This window comes from Phyllobacterium sp. 22229, from assembly GCF_052056495.1.
Lineage (GTDB): Bacteria > Pseudomonadota > Alphaproteobacteria > Rhizobiales > Rhizobiaceae > Phyllobacterium > Phyllobacterium myrsinacearum.
Genome location: NZ_JBQEPA010000007.1, coordinates 153,614 through 167,994, shown reverse-complemented (window position 1 = coordinate 167,994; position 14,381 = coordinate 153,614). Strand labels below are relative to the sequence as shown.

General features: G+C 62.7%; 12 protein-coding genes. 9 read left to right on the top strand and 3 right to left on the bottom strand.

The window, feature by feature from the left end:
• Position 1 precedes the first annotated feature (1 nt).
• Genes xdhA through xdhC form a run of 3 tightly spaced genes read left to right on the top strand, consistent with a single transcriptional unit; the run spans position 2 to position 4,694 of the window.
• Entirely contained in the window at positions 2 to 1,480 is a 1,479-nt protein-coding gene (gene xdhA / locus ACTJJ7_RS10730) for a xanthine dehydrogenase small subunit (protein ID WP_440967034.1), read from the top strand.
• Positions 1,481 to 1,489: 9 nt separating this feature from the next.
• Positions 1,490 to 3,826 (top strand): xanthine dehydrogenase molybdopterin binding subunit, encoded by a 2,337-nt coding sequence (xdhB, locus tag ACTJJ7_RS10725; RefSeq protein ID WP_440967032.1) that lies wholly within the window; start codon positions 1,490 to 1,492, stop codon positions 3,824 to 3,826.
• A 7-nt stretch (positions 3,827 to 3,833) separates the two neighbouring features.
• The gene (gene xdhC, locus ACTJJ7_RS10720) at positions 3,834 to 4,694 is read left to right on the top strand and encodes a xanthine dehydrogenase accessory protein XdhC (protein ID WP_105735168.1); all 861 of its coding nucleotides are present in this window, start codon (positions 3,834 to 3,836) and stop codon (positions 4,692 to 4,694) included.
• Positions 4,695 to 4,697: 3 nt separating this feature from the next.
• On the opposite strand, the gene ACTJJ7_RS10715 is transcribed toward xdhC, so the two are convergent.
• Positions 4,698 to 5,612 (bottom strand): LysR family transcriptional regulator, encoded by a 915-nt coding sequence (locus ACTJJ7_RS10715; RefSeq protein ID WP_440967031.1) that lies wholly within the window; start codon positions 5,610 to 5,612, stop codon positions 4,698 to 4,700.
• A 134-nt stretch (positions 5,613 to 5,746) separates the two neighbouring features.
• On the opposite strand from ACTJJ7_RS10715, the gene ACTJJ7_RS10710 reads away from it, so the two are divergent.
• Positions 5,747 to 6,988 carry a urate hydroxylase PuuD gene (locus ACTJJ7_RS10710; RefSeq protein ID WP_440967029.1) on the top strand — a complete coding sequence of 414 codons (1,242 nt, stop codon included), beginning with the start codon at positions 5,747 to 5,749 and terminating at the stop codon, positions 6,986 to 6,988.
• Positions 6,985 to 8,340, top strand: coding sequence for a guanine deaminase (guaD, locus tag ACTJJ7_RS10705; protein WP_440967027.1), 1,356 nt, complete (start codon positions 6,985 to 6,987; stop codon positions 8,338 to 8,340). The genes ACTJJ7_RS10710 and guaD overlap by 4 nt, the downstream gene beginning before the upstream one ends.
• A 43-nt stretch (positions 8,341 to 8,383) precedes the next feature.
• Here the strand turns inward: guaD and ACTJJ7_RS10700 are convergent, their stop codons facing one another.
• Positions 8,384 to 9,214, bottom strand: a complete 831-nt coding sequence (locus ACTJJ7_RS10700) for an IclR family transcriptional regulator (RefSeq protein ID WP_130272235.1) — start codon at positions 9,212 to 9,214, stop codon at positions 8,384 to 8,386.
• A 166-nt stretch (positions 9,215 to 9,380) separates the two neighbouring features.
• Here ACTJJ7_RS10700 and gcl point away from each other — a divergent pair, with 166 nt between their 5' ends.
• From gcl to ACTJJ7_RS10680, 4 genes are read left to right on the top strand one after another with little or no spacing between them, the layout of a single operon-like run.
• Positions 9,381 to 11,165: a glyoxylate carboligase gene (gene gcl, locus ACTJJ7_RS10695; RefSeq protein ID WP_130272234.1), complete on the top strand. Its 1,785-nt coding sequence runs from the start codon at positions 9,381 to 9,383 to the stop codon at positions 11,163 to 11,165.
• Between the two features lie 25 nt (positions 11,166 to 11,190).
• A complete protein-coding gene (hyi, locus tag ACTJJ7_RS10690; protein ID WP_105735163.1) occupies positions 11,191 to 12,006 on the top strand; it encodes a hydroxypyruvate isomerase in 816 nt (271 codons plus the stop codon).
• 4 nt (positions 12,007 to 12,010) lie between these two features.
• Positions 12,011 to 12,895, top strand: a complete 885-nt coding sequence (locus ACTJJ7_RS10685; RefSeq protein WP_440967025.1) for a 2-hydroxy-3-oxopropionate reductase — start codon at positions 12,011 to 12,013, stop codon at positions 12,893 to 12,895.
• Between the two features lie 33 nt (positions 12,896 to 12,928).
• Entirely contained in the window at positions 12,929 to 14,218 is a 1,290-nt protein-coding gene (locus tag ACTJJ7_RS10680; protein WP_440967023.1) for a glycerate kinase type-2 family protein, read from the top strand.
• Here ACTJJ7_RS10680 and ACTJJ7_RS10675 read toward each other — a convergent pair.
• Positions 14,200 to 14,367: a DUF1127 domain-containing protein gene (locus ACTJJ7_RS10675; RefSeq protein WP_105735392.1), complete on the bottom strand. Its 168-nt coding sequence runs from the start codon at positions 14,365 to 14,367 to the stop codon at positions 14,200 to 14,202. The two genes, ACTJJ7_RS10680 and ACTJJ7_RS10675, sit on opposite strands and share 19 nt — an antisense overlap.
• Positions 14,368 to 14,381 lie beyond the last annotated feature (14 nt).

The window sequence follows — 14,381 nt, the reverse complement described above, 5'->3', positions numbered from 1 at the left end:
CATGGATATCCAGACCCGCTCCAGCATCCGCTTCCTGCTCAATGACCGGCTTGTCGAACTGACCGACGTGGCGGCAACCCAGACGCTGCTCGATTTCCTGCGCCTCGATCGCCGGTTGCGCGGCACGAAAGAAGGCTGCGCCGAAGGCGATTGCGGCGCCTGCACTGTCCTGGTCGGCCGCCTGACCCATGGCCAGCTGACCTATGAATCGGTCAATGCCTGCATCCGTTTTGTCGGCTCGCTCGATGCCTGCCATGTCGTCACGGTGGAGGCGCTTGCCGCCGCCGACGGCACGCTGCACCCGGTGCAGCAGGCGATGGTCGACACCCATGCGTCCCAGTGCGGCTTCTGCACGCCCGGTTTCGTCATGTCGCTCTATGGTTTGTGGATGCACAATCCGAGCCCGGCGGTCCGCGACATTGAAAAAGCGCTGCAGGGCAATCTCTGCCGCTGCACCGGCTATGCCGCAATTATTCGGGCGGCGCAAAGCGTGTCGGCACGCAATGCCGGCAATGATCCGCTTGTCGCCGAGCGCGCACGGGTCATCGAACAGCTGCAGACGCTGAAGGATGGCAGGCGCGTCGATATCGGCGAAGGCAAGCAACGCTTTATCCTGCCCGCCGACGCCGATGATTTTGCCGCTGTTCTCGATGCCAATCCCGGCGCAACCATTGTGGCCGGTTCGACCGATGTCGGGCTGTGGGTGACGAAATTCATGCGGGAGATCGGTCCCGTCATCTTCACCGCGCATCTGGACGGGCTGCGCCGGATCACGGCCGACGACGATGGGCTGACACTCGGCGCCGGGGTGAGCTACACCGACGCCTATCCGGTCATCTCGGAACATTTCCCGCAATTGTCGGAGCTGTGGAACCGTATCGGCGGCGAGCAGGTGCGCAATATGGGCACGATCGGCGGCAACGTCGCCAATGGTTCGCCTATCGGTGATACGCCGCCGGCTTTGATTGCGCTCGGCGCAAGCGTGCGCCTGCGCAAAGGCCCGAACCGCCGCACTGTGCCGATGGAAAAATACTTCATCGACTATGGCAAACAGGACCGCATGCCCGGAGAATTCGTCGAGGCCATCCACATCCCCGCGCTCAAGCCGGGCGAACGGTTTGCCGTCTACAAGATATCAAAACGGCTCGACGAGGACATTTCATCGGTGTGCGGCGCGTTCAAGGTGCTGCTCGACACTGCTGGCAAGGTACAGGCCGCCACGATCGCCTTCGGCGGCATGGCGGGCACGCCAAAGCGCGCGGCCGCCGTCGAGGCGGTGCTGACGGGCTCGTCATGGGATGAGGCGGCCATCGAGCGGGCGATGGCGGCCTTTACAGTGGATTTCACGCCGCTGACCGACTGGCGCGCCTCGGCGGACTACCGGCTTTTGACCGCCAGGAACCTGCTGCGCCGCTTCCATCTGGAGACGACGGGCGAAGAGACCATCCGGCTGAACCGTTATGCCGCGGTTGCGGGCTAGGAGGAAAGCATGAATTCGATCCAGCCGATGGCCCGCATCAAGGGCGGGGTGCACGAACAGCAGCCGCATGAATCCGGCCACAAGCACGTTTCCGGTTCCGCCGAATATATCGATGACATGCCGGAACCGGCCGACACGCTGCACGCCTATCTCGGCCTGTCGCAGCGTGCGCATGCGGACATCCTGTCAATCGATTTCGAAGCGGTCAGGGCCTGTGCAGGCGTGATCGGTGTCCTGACGGCGGATGATATCCCCGGCCACAATGATGTGAGCCCGGCGGGCAAGCATGACGATCCGGTCTTTGCGGTGGGTAAGGTGGAATTCCATGGCCAGCCCATGTTTGCCGTCATCGCCGAGACGCGGCAGATCGCCCGGAATGCGGCCGCGAAGGTCAAGGTGGAATATCGCGATCTCGATCACGCCATCGACGTGCTCGACGCCGAAAAAGCCGGCTATCCGCTGGTCATCGATCCGCTCAAGCTCGAGCGCGGAGATATCGCCGAGGGGCTTGCCAAGGCAACGAACCGGCTGAGCGGTGAAATGCGCATCGGCGGGCAGGATCATTTCTATCTCGAGGGCCACATCGCCTTTGCCATGCCCGGCGAGGATGACGAGGTGACGGTGTATTCCTCGACCCAGCACCCGAGCGAGACCCAGCACATGGTCGGCCATGTTCTCGGCGTGCCCGCCAATGCGGTCACGGTCAATGTGCGGCGCATGGGCGGCGGCTTCGGCGGCAAGGAAACGCAGGCCAACCTCTTTGCTGCGGTCGCTGCGGTTGCCGCAAAGAAATACAAGCGGGCGGTAAAGATCAGGCCGGACCGCGACGACGACATGGTTGCCACAGGCAAACGCCACGATTTCCACGTGGCCTACGAGCTGGGCTTTGATGATGACGGCCGCATCGAAGCGGTGGACGCAACGTTTTCGGCGCGCTGCGGTTTCTCCGCCGATCTCTCAGGACCGGTCACCGACCGGGCGCTGTTCCACGCCGACAACTGCTATTTCTATCCCAATGTCCGCCTGCGTTCGCGTCCGCTCAAGACCAATACGGTGTCCAACACGGCATTTCGCGGTTTTGGCGGCCCGCAGGGCATGGTCGGCGGCGAGCGGATGATCGAGGATATCGCCTATGCGCTGGGCAAGGACCCGCTGGAAATCCGCAAGGCCAATTTCTACGGCGGCACCGGCAGGAACGTCACGCCCTACCACCAGACCGTTGAAGACAATATCATTCCGCAGATCGTCACCGAACTGGAGGCATCCTCGGACTACGCGGCGCGGCGCGAAGCGGTTCTTGCCTTCAACCGCGGCAGCCGGATCATCAAGCGCGGCATCGCGCTGACGCCGGTCAAGTTCGGCATCTCCTTCACCAAGACCGAATACAACCAGGCGGGCGCGCTGGTGCATGTCTACAGCGACGGCTCGATCCATCTGAACCATGGCGGCACGGAAATGGGGCAGGGGCTCTACACCAAGGTGGCGCAGGTGGTGGCCGATGAGTTTCAGGTCGATCTCGACCGCGTCAAGGTGACCGCAACGACCACGGCGAAGGTGCCCAACACATCGGCGACGGCAGCCTCGTCCGGGTCCGATCTCAACGGCATGGCCGCGGCCAATGCGGCGCAGCAGATCAAGGCGCGGCTGGTGGATTTCGCTGCCGAGCATTATGCGGTCGCAAGGAACGAAGTCTTCTTCGAACCCAATACGGTCCGGGTGGGCAATCGCCTGATCCCGTTTGCCGACTTCATCCGGACAGCCTATGGCGCCCGCGTGCAGCTGTCGGCGGCGGGCTTCTACAAGACCCCGAAAATCCACTGGAACCGTGCCGAAGGCAGGGGCCGGCCGTTCTATTACTTCGCCTATGGCGCATCGGTCTCGGAAGTCAGCATCGATACGCTGACCGGCGAGTATCAGGTGGACCGGACGGATATCCTGCATGACGTCGGAAAATCGCTTAATCCGGCGCTCGATCTCGGGCAGGTCGAAGGCGCCTTCGTCCAGGGCATGGGGTGGCTGACCACCGAGGAGCTCTGGTGGGATGCCAAGGGACGGCTGCGCACCCATGCGCCCTCCACCTACAAGATCCCGCTCGCCTCGGACCGTCCGCGTCAGTTCAACGTGGAATTGGCCACATGGTCGGTCAACCGCGAGGAGACGATCCGCCGTTCCAAGGCGGTCGGCGAGCCGCCGTTCATGCTGGCCATCTCCGTGCTCGAGGCAATCTCCATGGCTGTCGCCAGCGTTGCCGGTTACCGGATCGCGCCGCGCCTCGACGCCCCGGCGACGCCGGAACGCGTGCTGATGGCGGTCGAGCGGCTGCGCGCTGCGCGAAGCGGGAAGTGAGCGTCCCATGCCGTCGAACCGCGATGATATCAGGGACTTTCTCAACCGGCGCAAACATGTGGTGCTGGTCGAGGTGAAATCCGCCAGCGGCTCGACGCCGCGCGAAGCGGGCGCCTGGATGCTGGTTGCGGTCGATTGTATTTTTGGGACCATCGGCGGCGGCCAGCTTGAATTCATGGCCATCGACCATGCGCGGCGGCTGCTGAGCGAAGGCGGGGCGGATGCGGACGATATTTCCGTTCCGCTCGGACCGGAGATCGGACAATGCTGCGGCGGGCGGGTTGCCCTTGGCTTCAAGCGGGTGGACAGGCCCCTGCGTTCGGCGCTGGTGGAAAAGGTCGACCTGGAAATCGCCCAGCGCCCGCATGTCTACATCTTCGGGGCGGGGCATGTCGGCGATGCGCTGGCCATGGCCCTGTCGCTGGTGCCGCTGCGCATCGTCCTCGTCGATACGCGCGAGATCGAACTGTCCGCCACGCGGGTCCCCGGCATCGAAACCTGCCTGACGGCAATGCCGGAAATGGTGGTGCGCGATGCACCGGCGGGCAGCGCCTTCGTCGTCCTCACCCATGACCATGCGCTGGATTTTCTCATCACCGCCGAAGCCCTTGCGCGGGGCGATGCCGCCTATGTCGGCATGATCGGTTCGAAGACCAAGAAGGCGACGTTCCGCAGCTGGCTGGAGCGGGAAGCCGGCCGCCCGGACATTTTTGACGGGCTTGTCTGCCCGGTGGGCGGAACCGCGGTCAAGGACAAGCGCCCGTCCGTCATTGCGGCGCTGGCCGCGGCCGAGATCATGACCTCGGCCCTCAATCACCGGACCGGCGAGGAGCGCCTGCCGAAGCAGAAGGCGCGCCTGCACGCCTGATGCCTATTCGAGCATGGCGCTGATCAGGCGCTGGCAGCGCTCGGTCATGAAATCGATCATCAGCCGCACCTTCGGGTCCTGAAACCGCTTGTGCGGATAGATCGCCGCAAGCTGGATGCTGACCGGTGGCGTATTCTCAAGGATCGGCTGCAATGTCCCGTCATTGATATGGTTTTTGACCTCGAAGAGCGGCTTGTTGATGATGCCGCGGCTATCGAGTGCCCAACGGGTCAAAACATCCCCGTCATCGGAATCATAGGGGCCGCTGACCTCCAGCTTGCGCGGGCCTTCCGGCGTCTGCAGCGTCCAGTAATATTCCTTGGAGCCGGGATAGCGCAGAAGCAGGCAATCGTGATGCCCGGTAATGAGTTCGTCCGGGCTGGCCGGGATGCCGCGCTTGGCAAGGTAGTCCGGCGAGGCGCAGATCACCCGCTCGCAGTTCATGATGCCGCGCATGCGCAGATTGGAATCTTCGAGAATGCCGAGTTTGAAGGCGACGTCGACGCCCTCGCTCATGATGTCGATATTGTGGTCCGACAATCGCAGCCGCACCTCGATATCCGGATATTTGTCGTGGAATTCCGGCACGCCGGAGGCAATCAGCCTGCGGCCGATGCCGAGCGGCGCGGTGATGCGGATGGCACCCTTCGGCTTTTGCGACAGGTCGGCAATTGCCGCTTCCGCCTCGTTGATGGCCTCGATGATCTTGACCGCCCTTTCATAGAAGACGCGGCCATGCTCGGTCGGCGTCAGCTTGCGCGTGGTGCGGTTGAAAAGGCGCACGCCGAGATAGCGCTCCAGTTCCTTGATGCGGTTGCTGGCGACAGCCGGGGACGCCCGCTGGTCCCGGCCGGCGGCAGAAAGGTTTCCCAGTTCGACGACGCGAACGAAAACACGAAGATTATCGAAATATGACATGGTTCCCACCCCTGTCTTACACCGTTCCATGCTGTAGCATTTTATAGTTTTTTTTGAAAGAGATGGGCGATTTATGGCGTTTTCCTGCGGCTCAGGCTTTGGCACATACTCTTTCGCATAAAAGGGAGAGCCGCATGTATGAATATGCCATAGCCTGGGAATGGCTGAACTTTGCCGTCCGCTGGTTGCACGTGATCACCGGCATTGCGTGGATCGGCTCGTCATTCTATTTCGTGGCGCTTGATCTTGGCCTGCGGCAGCGTCCGGACCTTCCCGCCGGTGCCCATGGCGAGGAATGGCAGGTGCATGGCGGCGGTTTCTATCACATCCAGAAATATCTGGTCGCCCCGGCGCAGATGCCTGAACATCTGACCTGGTTCAAATGGGAATCCTATGCGACGTGGCTGTCCGGCTTCGCCATGCTGTGCATCGTCTATTATGCCGGCGCCGACCTCTACCTGATCGATCCGCATGTGCTCGATGTGTCGCGCCCGGTGGCCATCGCGATCTCGCTGGCCTCGATCTTCGGTGGCTGGGTGGTCTATGACACCATCTGCAAGTCGCCGCTGGGCCGCAATGATACGCGGCTGATGGTGCTGCTCTATTTCGTTCTGGTGGGCATGGCCTGGGGCTATACGCAGCTCTTCACCGGCCGCGCCGCCTTTCTGCATCTGGGCGCCTTCACGGCGACGATCATGTCGGCAAACGTGTTCATGATCATCATTCCCAACCAGAAGAAGGTGGTTGCGGACCTGATTGCCGGCAAGACGCCGGATCCCAAGCTCGGCAAGCAGGCCAAGCAGCGCTCGACGCACAACAATTACCTGACGCTGCCGGTGCTGTTCCTGATGCTGTCGAACCATTATCCGCTGGCATTCGGCACCCAGTACAACTGGATCATCGCCTCGCTGGTGTTCCTGATGGGCGTCACCATCCGCCACTGGTTCAACACGCGCCACGCCCGCAAGGGTGACCCGACCTGGACGTGGCTTGTCACCGCCATCCTGTTCATCGTCATCATGTGGCTGTCGACGGTGCCGAAGATCCTGTCGGGAGGCCCGGCTGCCGACAAGGTATCGGCCGTGCAGCAGCCCTTCATCGCCGCGGCGGAATTTCCCAAGGTGCGCGATACGGTCCTCGGCCGCTGCTCCATGTGCCACGCCAAGGAGCCGGGCTGGGAAGGGCTTGTCGCTCCGCCCAAGGGCGTGATGCTGGAAACCGATGGCCAGATCGCCGCGCATGCCCGCGAGATCTATCTCCAGGCCGGGCGCTCGCACGCCATGCCGCCGGCCAACGTGACCGCCATCTCCAACGAGGAGCGCCAATTGCTGGCCAAATGGTATGAGAACACAGTCAAAGGAGGAACAATCCAATGAGCCAACTGCTGCTGCGCGGCCGGGTGCTGACCTTCACCGATGCGCCGAAGGCCATCGACGACACGGCGTCCTATTCCTATTTTGAAGATGGTGCCGTTCTCATCGAAAACGGCAGGGTTGTCCGCGTCGGCGACCATGCGGCGCTTGCGCCTCTGGCGGGGCCGCAGGCGGAGATCGTCGATCACCGCCCGCATCTGATCCTGCCCGGTTTCATCGACACGCATCTGCACTTCCCGCAGACCCAGGCCATCGCCTCCTACGGGGCGCAGCTACTGGAATGGCTCAATACCTACATCTTCGTTGAAGAGCAGAAGTTCGCGTCTTCAGCCCATGCCGATTTCATCGCCGGGCGCTTCATGGACGAGCTCCTGCGCAACGGCACCACCTCGGCGGTTGCCTATTGCTCGGTGCATCCGGAAAGCGTCGATGCTTATTTTGCGGCAGCGGAAAAGCGCAATATGCTGATGATCGGCGGCAAGGTCATGATGGACCGCAATGCGCCGGAAGGGCTGCGCGACACGGCGCAGACCGGTTACGACGAGACCAAGGCGCTGATCACGAAATGGCACGGCCGGGGCCGGGCGCACTATGCCATCAGCCCGCGCTTTGCCATCACCTCGACCCCCGAGCAGATGGAGATGAGCCGGGTTCTCGTGCGCGAACATCCCGAATGCTACGTGCAGACGCACCTGTCGGAAAACCGCGACGAGGTTGCCTATGCAACCTCGCTTTACCCCGCCGCCAAGGATTATACCGACATCTATGCCGGCTATGACCTTCTGGGCAAAAAGATGCTGCTCGGGCACTGCATCTACCTGTCCGACCGGGAAATTGCGGTGCTGGCCGAAACCGGGTCCGTGGCGGTCTTCTGCCCGACCTCCAATCTGTTCCTCGGCAGCGGCCTGTTCGACCGCGACCGGTTCCAGCAGCTGGGCGCGCGGTTTTCCGTGGCGACGGATGTCGGCGGCGGCACCAGCTTCTCCATGCTGGAGACAATGGCCGAAGCCTACAAGGTGCTGCACGTGCAGGGCCAGCGCCTCTCGCCCTTCGCGTCCTATTACATGATGACGCTCGGCAATGCGCGGGCGCTCGGCCTTGAAGACCGGATCGGATCGCTGCATGCGGGCGCCGATGCGGATATCACGGTTCTCGACAGCCGCGCCAAGCCGGCGATGGAATTGCGCATGCGCACGGCAACGACGCTGGCCGAAGAGCTGTTCATCCTGCAGACCATGGGGGATGACCGTTCGGTGGCCGAGGTCTATGTGGCGGGCAAGCCGATGAAGAGCAGGCTCGACAAACACCCGGCGGCGGGTCCCGCCCGGTCAGCGGCCGATCTGCAGATCGCCTGAGGATGACGAAAAGGGGGCCAGCGGCCCCCTTTTGCTTTCTCCGCTAGAGTTCGTGCGGTTTGCGGCCGCCCATGGCCTGCGTCAGTTCATCGGCGGTCCGGCGGATGACCGGTCCAAACACATCCAGCTTGTTCTTGGGCAGGCGCACGGCCGGGCCGGAGATTGAAATCCCGGCAATGGCTTCCCCGTGTTCATTGAAGACGGGCGCAGCGATGCAGCGCATGCCGAGCGTGTGCTCCTCATCATCGATCGACCAGCCGCGTGCGCGGATCTGCTGGATGTCCTTCAGGAGAGCGGGCAGCGTATCGAGTGTGTGGGCGGTGAAATGCGCCAGCGTCTTGCCGCTGAGCATCTGGCCGATATCGGTGTCCGACCAGGTCGACAGGATCGCCTTGCCGATGCCCGATGCATGGATAGGGCCGCGCCGTCCCGGCCGGAAGAAGGCGCGCATCGGCGCATGGCTCTCGATCTGCGAAATGAAGACCACATCGCCTTCATCCTCGATGGCGACATTGGCTGTCTCTCCGCACGCGTCCATCAGCCTTTTCAGGAATGGCCGGCTGATGCTGCCAAGCTTGCGGTAGCGCAGGAAGGCATTGCCGATTTCAAAAGCTCGCACGCCGACCGTCCATTCGCCGGATTCCGGGTCATGCGCGAGCATGCCGTGATTGGCAAGCGACGTCAGCAGCCGGTGAACGGTCGATGGCGCCATTCCGGTATGGTCGGCCAGGTCGGTCAGCGTCGATCCGTCATTGTCGGCGACGATGCTGAGCAGATGGAGGCTGCGGTCAAGCACCTGAACCGAGGACGGCACGGCATTCTCGCCCGCCTTGCGTCCCCGCCTGCCTTTCGCTGCTGTTGACTGTGAGGCCATGCTGGCATCTTCCCCTTGCATTACGATGCATTGGCATAATCCGGCGCGGTTGATTTTACCAGTTTTATTGAAAATCTTTATTTCCATATGATGAGAATGATTTCCAGAAATTCATTGTGTGATTCATGAAACGGATTATGATCCCACTAAATCTGGAGGAATGATCATGACCAAAATGCGTGCTGTCGATGCTGCGGTTCTTATCCTGGAAAAGGAGGGGATCGATTGCGCTTTCGGTGTGCCGGGCGCGGCCATCAACCCGTTCTATTCGGCGCTGCGCGCCCGCGGTTCGGTCCGCCATATCCTGGCGCGCCACGTGGAAGGCGCTTCGCACATGGCGGAGGGCTATACCCGCGCCAATCACGGCAATATCGGCGTGTGCATCGGCACATCCGGCCCGGCCGGCACCGATATGATCACCGGTCTTTACTCCGCCTCGGCCGATTCCATCCCCATTCTGTGCATTACCGGGCAGGCGCCGCGCGCCCGTCTCGACAAGGAGGATTTTCAGGCCGTCGATATCGCTTCCATCGCCAAGCCGGTGACCAAATGGGCGGTGACCGTGATGGAACCCGCTTTGGTGCCCTACGTTTTCCAGAAGGCCTTCCACATCATGCGGTCGGGCCGTCCGGGTCCGGTGCTGATCGACCTGCCGCTGGATGTGCAGCTGGCGGAAATCGAGTTTGACGCCGACACCTATGAACCGCTCGAACCGTACAAGCCCGCCGCAACGCGGGCGCAGGTGGAAAAGGCGCTCTCCATGCTCAATGCGGCGGAACGGCCGCTGATCGTGGCGGGCGGCGGCATCATCAATGCGGATGCCTCCGATCTCCTGGTGGAGTTTGCCGAAATCACCGGCGTTCCCGTCATCCCGACATTGATGGGCTGGGGAACGATTCCGGACGATCACCGGCTGATGGCGGGCATGTGCGGCCTGCAGACCTCGCACCGCTACGGCAATGCCACGCTGCTGGCATCGGACTTCGTGCTGGGGATCGGCAACCGCTGGGCCAACCGGCATACGGGCAATGTCGCGACCTATACGGAAGGGCGCACATTCGTGCATGTCGACATCGAGCCGACCCAGATCGGCCGCGTTTTCGCGCCGGATTTCGGCATTGTCTCCGATGCGGGCAAGGCGCTGAAGCTGTTCCTCGACGTGGCCACCGAATGGAAGGCCGCGGGCAAACTGCGCGACTGGTCGGCATGGGCGCGGGAATGCCAGGAGCGCAAGCGCACCCTGCTGCGCAAGACGCATTTCGACCAGACGCCGCTGAAGCCGCAGCGCGTCTACGAGGAGATGAACAAGGCGTTCGGCCGCGATACCTGCTATGTCACGACCATCGGCCTCAGCCAGATTGCCGGAGCGCAGTTTCTGCATGTCTACCGCCCGCACAACTGGATCAATTGCGGCCAGGCCGGTCCCCTCGGCTGGACCTTGCCCGCTGCCCTTGGCGTGCGTGCCGCCGATCCGCACCGGCCGATCGTGGCGCTCTCCGGCGACTATGATTTCCAGTTCATGATCGAGGAACTGGCTGTCGGCGCCCAGCATAAGCTGCCCTATCTGCACGTGGTCGTGAACAATTCCTATCTCGGGCTGATCCGTCAGGCGCAGCGCGGCTTCAACATGGATTTCGAAGTGTCGCTTGCTTTCGACAACATCAATGCGTCTGATGATGCGGAGAAGGGCTACGGCGTCGACCACGTGGCGGTGGCCGAAGGTCTCGGCTGCAAGGCCATCCGCGTGCGCAGCCCCAACCAGTTTGCCGATGCGTTTGCGCAGGCGCAGGCGCTGATGGACGAGCACCAGGTGCCGGTGGTCATCGAGTTCATCCTCGAGCGGGTGACCAATATCTCCATGGGTGCCGACATCAACGCAGTGGTCGAGTTCGAGGAACTGGCCGAGCAGAAGCAGGATGCGCCGACCGCCGTCGCGGCATTCCTTGACTGACATTCACTGACTTTCCGGAGGTCCCATGCCCAAATTTGCAGCCAATCTGACCATGCTCTTCAACGAGGTTCCGTTTCTCGACCGCTTTGCACTGGCCAGCCAGGCGGGTTTCGACGCGGTGGAATATCTCTTCCCCTATGAGTTCGATGCCGCCGTTCTCAAACGGAAACTTGGCGAACACCGGCTGGTGCAGGTGCTGCACAATCTTCCGGCCGGCAACTGGGCGGGCGGCGAGCGCGGCATTGCGGTGCTGCCCGACCGCATCGATGAATTCCGGCGCGGCGTTGCCACGGCCATCGACTATGCCACCGAGTTGGGGTGCAGGCAGATCAACTGCCTTGCCGGCATTGCGCCGGTCGGGCTGGCGCAGGATGTGCTGCGCACCACCTTCGTGCATAATCTGCGCCTGGCGGCGCAGGAGCTTGCCAGACATCAGATCCGCCTGCTGATCGAGCCGATCAACCCCTACGATATTCCCGGCTTCTACCTGAATACCGTGGAACAGGCCGCATCGATCATCGATGAGGTCGGCAGCGACAATCTCTTCATCCAGTACGATCTCTATCATCAGCAGCGCACGCGCGGCGAACTGGTGGCGACCTATCAGCGCCACAAGGACCGCATTGCCCATATCCAGCTGGCCGACAATCCCGGCCGGAACGAACCGGGCACGGGCGAGATCAACTATCCCTTCGTGTTCGAGGCACTGGACGAGGCCGGTTACACCGGCTGGATCGGCTGCGAATACAAACCAAAGACTGAAACGCAACGCGGGCTGGGCTGGCTGAAGGACTTTTCCGACGCACAGAAATCCGCCGACATCTTGAGAATGAGGAGCTGAGGACATGGCTGACATAGGTTTCATCGGACTGGGCATCATGGGAACGCCCATGGCACGTCACCTGCAGGATGCGGGGCATGACGTCTACACCTCGAAATTCTTCATCGAGCCGCGCCCGGAACTGGTCGAGAACGGTCTGAAGATCGTTGAAAGCCCGAAAGCTCTGGCGGAAAAGACGGATATCATCATCATGATGCTGCCGGACACGCCGGAGGTCAAGGACGTGCTCTTCGGCGAAAACGGCGTGGTCTTCGGCTTGAAGCCGGGCAAGCTCGTCATCGACATGAGCTCGATCTCGCCGATCGAGACGAAGGAGTTTGCCAAAAGGGTTCGCGAGACGGGCAGCGAATATATCGATGCGCCGGTGTCCGGCGGCGAAGTGGGCGCCAGGAACGCCACGCTCAGCATCATGGCGGGCGGCGAGCAAAGCGCCTTCGACCGGGCCCTGCCGCTGTTCAAGCTGATGGGCAAGAACATCACGCTTGTCGGCGATTGCGGCGACGGCCAGGTGACCAAGGTTGCCAACCAGATCATCGTTGCCCTGACCATCGAAGCCATTTCCGAAGCGCTGGTGCTCGCGTCGAAGGCGGGTGCCGATCCGGCGCGGGTGCGCGAGGCGCTGATGGGCGGCTTTGCCTCCTCGCGCATTCTCGAACTGCATGGCGAGCGGATGATCAAGCGGACATTCGAACCGGGCTTCCGCATCTCGCTGCACCAGAAGGACCTCAACCTGGCCTTGCAGAGTGCCAAGTCGCTCGGCGTCTCGCTGCCCAACACGGCATCGACGCAGGAACTGTTCAACAGCTGCGCGGCGAACGGCGACAGCGGTCTCGACCATTCCGGACTGGTCAAGGCGCTGGAGCGCATCGCCAATCACGCGGTCGCCTGAGGTCGGCGGACAAGGGTCTGGGGACGGACAACAATGACATTGAAAACCGCCCCCAGGGCATTCCTGACATCCCTGTTTGACGCGGCCGTGGCGGCGGCGCAGGCCGGGCGCACCGTTGCCGCCAACCTGCCGGAAAGGCCCAAGGGCCGGACCATCGTCATCGGTGCGGGCAAGGGTTCGGCGCAGATGGCGCGGGCTTTTGAGAAGGCCTGGGATGGCCCGCTGCAAGGGGTTGTGGTCACCCGTTACGGTTTCGGCGTGGCGTGCGAGCAAATCGAGATCATCGAGGCGGCGCACCCGGTGCCCGATGCGGCGGGTCTGAAGGCCACGGCGCGACTGTTCGCGGCGGTTGCCGGTCTGACCGAAGACGATCTTGTCGTGGCGCTGATATCGGGCGGCGGTTCGGCGCTGTTGCCGGCGCCGCCGAACGGCATGACACTCGACGACGAGATTGCGGTTAACAAGGCATTGCTGGCATCCGGGGCGCCGATTTCCGCGATGAACACGGTGCGCAAGCACCTTTCAACCGTCAAGGGCGGGCGGCTGGCCGCGGCCGCCTTTCCGGCGCGGGTCGTGACGCTTGTCATATCCGATATTCCCGGCGACAATCCGGCGCTGGTCGCGTCGGGGCCGACCGTGCCGGATGACGCATCGCTGGACGATGCGTTGGCGATCGTGCGTCAGTACAACCTTGCATTGCCGCCCGCGGCCCTGCGGCATCTGTCGCTGGATGCGGCCCGCGCACCCAGCCCTGGCGATGCCGGGTTTGCCCGCAACACGGTCCGCATCATCGCCTCCGCAGCGGTCTCGCTCGACGCGGCTGCGGCCGAAGCGCGGCGCCAGGGTGTCGACGCCGTCATCCTGTCGGATGCCATCGAGGGCGAGGCACGGGAAGTGGCGCATGTGCACGCCGCACTTGCCCGCGAAGTTTTGACCAGAAACCGGCCGTTCACGGCGCCGGTGGTTCTCCTGTCCGGGGGAGAGACCACGGTCACCGTGCGCGGGTCCGGCAAGGGCGGGCGCAACACCGAATTTCTTCTGTCCTTGGCGCTCGATATTGCCGGAGCCGGGGGGATTTCGGCGCTGGCCGCCGATACGGACGGCATCGATGGTTCGGAGGACAATGCCGGGGCCTTTGCCGACGGCAGCACCGCCGCGCGGCTGGCGGGTCTTGGGAGGGACGCGCGCGGCCTGTTGAATTTGAATGATGCGTGGTCGGCCTTCGATGCGCTCGGCGATCTCTTTGTGCCGGGCCCGACGGGCACCAATGTCAATGATTTCCGCGCTGTCTATATCAGCCGGGATCAGTTCCTTTCGCGCTGATTGCCCGAATAGGAGCGCAGGGGAATATCAAGCACATGGATCAGCGGATCAATGCCGAGGTCTGCCAATTGATCCAGCGGCAGGCTGTTGAGTTCGGCAATGGTGCGGCGCGCATTGCGCCAGGCAATATAATTCCGGTAAATGTTCATTTTCATACCTCGTC